The sequence below is a fragment of the Variovorax soli NBRC 106424 genome (assembly GCF_001591385.1).
Taxonomy (GTDB): Bacteria; Pseudomonadota; Gammaproteobacteria; order Burkholderiales; family Burkholderiaceae_C; genus Variovorax; species Variovorax soli.
The window spans coordinates 1-2,533 of sequence record NZ_BCUU01000203.1 but is presented as its reverse complement, the minus strand read 5'-3'; the positions used below and the strand labels follow the sequence as shown (position 1 = coordinate 2,533).

1 protein-coding gene is annotated in these 2,533 nt (G+C 71.8%); it reads left to right on the top strand.

Annotated elements, in window-relative coordinates; all coding sequences use genetic code 11:
• Window positions 1-87: 87 nt before the first annotated feature.
• On the top strand, window positions 88-2,533 hold a 2,446-nt coding region (locus VSO01S_RS26250; RefSeq protein ID WP_153305455.1), incomplete at its 3' end, for a xanthine dehydrogenase family protein molybdopterin-binding subunit.

Below are 2,533 nucleotides of genomic sequence, written 5' to 3'. Positions count from 1 at the left end.
TGGCAGCGTTGGCATGCGCCCTGTGTTTGACGAAGGGCGCGCGGCCCCCACCCCAACCCTCCCCCAAAGGGGGAGGGAGCCAGGGCGATGAGCCGCGCTGCAGCACCTCGCACCCGCGCTGATTTCCTGGCCGCCGACGGGGTGCTGCTGGTGGTGCGCGACACGCCGCCGGCCGCGCCGCCGGCGCCGGGCCAGCCCGCCGCCGTCCCGCCCAACCCGGCCGAGGGGCCGGAAGTGCTGCTCGCGCTGTGGAATGACGGCAGCATCACCGCGCTCAACGGCCATGTGGACCTGGGCACGGGCCTGGCCACGGCGTTGGCCCAGATCGTGGCCGAGGAGCTCGACGCCCCGCTGGCGCAGGTGCACATGGTGCTCGGCGACACGGCTCGCGTGCCCAACCAGGGCGCCACCATCGCCAGTGCATCGATCCAGATCCACGCGGTGCCGCTGCGCCGTGCCGCCGCGCAGGCGCGCGGCTGGCTGCTGGAACAGGCGGCCGAGTATTTCGGCGTGGCGCCGTCGCTGCTGGACGTGCGCAACGGATGCATCCATGCCGGCGAAGGCCACGTCATCGACTTCGGCCGGCTGGTGGCGGGCGATCGCACCGTGCTGCAACTCGCGCCTGACGCGCGGGTCAAGGCGGTCGAGGACTACCGCATCGTCGGCACCTCGGTGCCGCGCACCGACATTCCCGCCAAGCTCTCGGGCGAGACGGTGTTCGTGCACGACATGCGCCTGCCCGGCATGCTGCATGGCCGCGTGGTGCGTCCGCCCTATGCGGGCGCCGACCATGGCGAATTCATCGGCAACACGCTGGCCTCGGTGGACGAAAGCTCCATCGCGCACATCCCCGGCGTGCGGGCGGTGGTCGTCATCCGCGACTTCGTGGGCGTGGTGGCCGAGCGCGAGGAACATGCCGAGCAGGCCATGCGCGAGCTGCGCGTCGAATGGAAGCCATGGCCGGGCATGCCGTCGCTGCAGGACGTGGAAGGCGCCTTGCGGGCCAATCCGGCCACGCAGCGGCTGCTGGTCGACGAAGGCGATGTGGACGCGGCGCTGCAGTCGGCCGACCGGTCCATGCCGCGGACCTACCTCTGGCCGTACCAGATGCATGCGTCCATCGGGCCGTCGTGCGCGGTGGCGCAGTGGGTTGCCGAGTCCGCATTGAGCCCCAGCGAGCCACACGAAGTGGCGGAGCGTGGGGGCCTACGAGTCTGGGCAGGCACGCAGAATCCCCATGTGCTGCGGCGCGACCTGGCCCAGCTCGCGGGCCTGGACGAACTCGCGGTGGAGGTGGTGCGCATGGAGGCGGCCGGCTGCTACGGCCGCAACGGCGCCGACGACGTGGCCGCCGACGCCGCGTTGCTGGCGCGCGCCGTGGATGCGCCGGTGCGCGTGCAGCTCACCCGCGAACAGGAGCATGCATGGGAGCCCAAGGGCGCGGCCCAGCTGATGCAGGTGCAAGGCGGCCTGAACGCCGACGGCAGCGTCGCCGCCTACGCCTTCGAGACTTCCTACCCCTCCAACGGCGCGCCTACGCTGGCGCTGCTGCTCACGCGAACCATCGAACCGCAGGCGCAGGCCTACGAGATGGGCGACCGCACCGCGCGCCCGCCCTACGAATTCGACAACCTGCGCGTCAAGGTCAACGACATGGCGCCCATCGTGCGCGCCTCCTGGCTGCGCGGCGTGTCGGCGCTGCCCAACTCCTTCGCGCACGAGTCCTACATCGACGAGCTGGCCACGGCCGCGGGCGAGGACCCGGTGGCCTTCCGCCTGAAGCACCTGCATGACCCGCGCGCCGTCGAGCTGGTGCAGGCCACGGCGCAGAAGGCGGGCTGGCGCATGCGCAGCGGGCCCCAGGAAAACGCCGATGGCGGCCTGGGCCCCGGCGGCGACATCCTTTTCGGCCAGGGCTTCGCCTATGCCCGCTACGTCCACAGCAAGTGGCCCGGCTTCGGCGCGTCCTGGGCCGCCTGGGTGGCCGACGTGGAAGTCAACCGCAAGACCGGCGAAGTGCATGTGCGCCGCGTGGTGGTGGGGCACGACGCGGGGCTGGTCATCAACCCGGCCGGTGTGGCGCACCAGGTGCATGGCAACGTGGTTCAGACCACCAGCCGTGCGCTGAAGGAGAAGGTGCAGTTCGCGCCGCAGCCGCAGATGCAGGCGCAGGCGCCGCAACAGCAGCAACTCCCCGGCGTGCGGCCGTCCGGCGTGGTGGCCAGCCGCGAGTGGGGAAGCTACCCCATCCTCAACTTCCGCGAAGTGCCGGTGATCGAGGTGCTGCAGATGCCGCGCCCCGGCGAGGCGCCGCTGGGTGCCGGTGAATCGGCCTCGGTGCCGGGCACGGCTGCCATCGCCAACGCGATCTTCGATGCGACCGGCGTGCGCTTCCGGGCGCCGCCTTTCACGCCGGAGGTGGTGCTGGCTGGTCTGAAGGGAAGTTCGCTCCCTCCCCCTCTGGGGGAGGGCAGGGGTGGGGGCACGCGCGCCGTCGGTGATGGCGATGGCGCTGAAGTTGGCAATGCCGCCG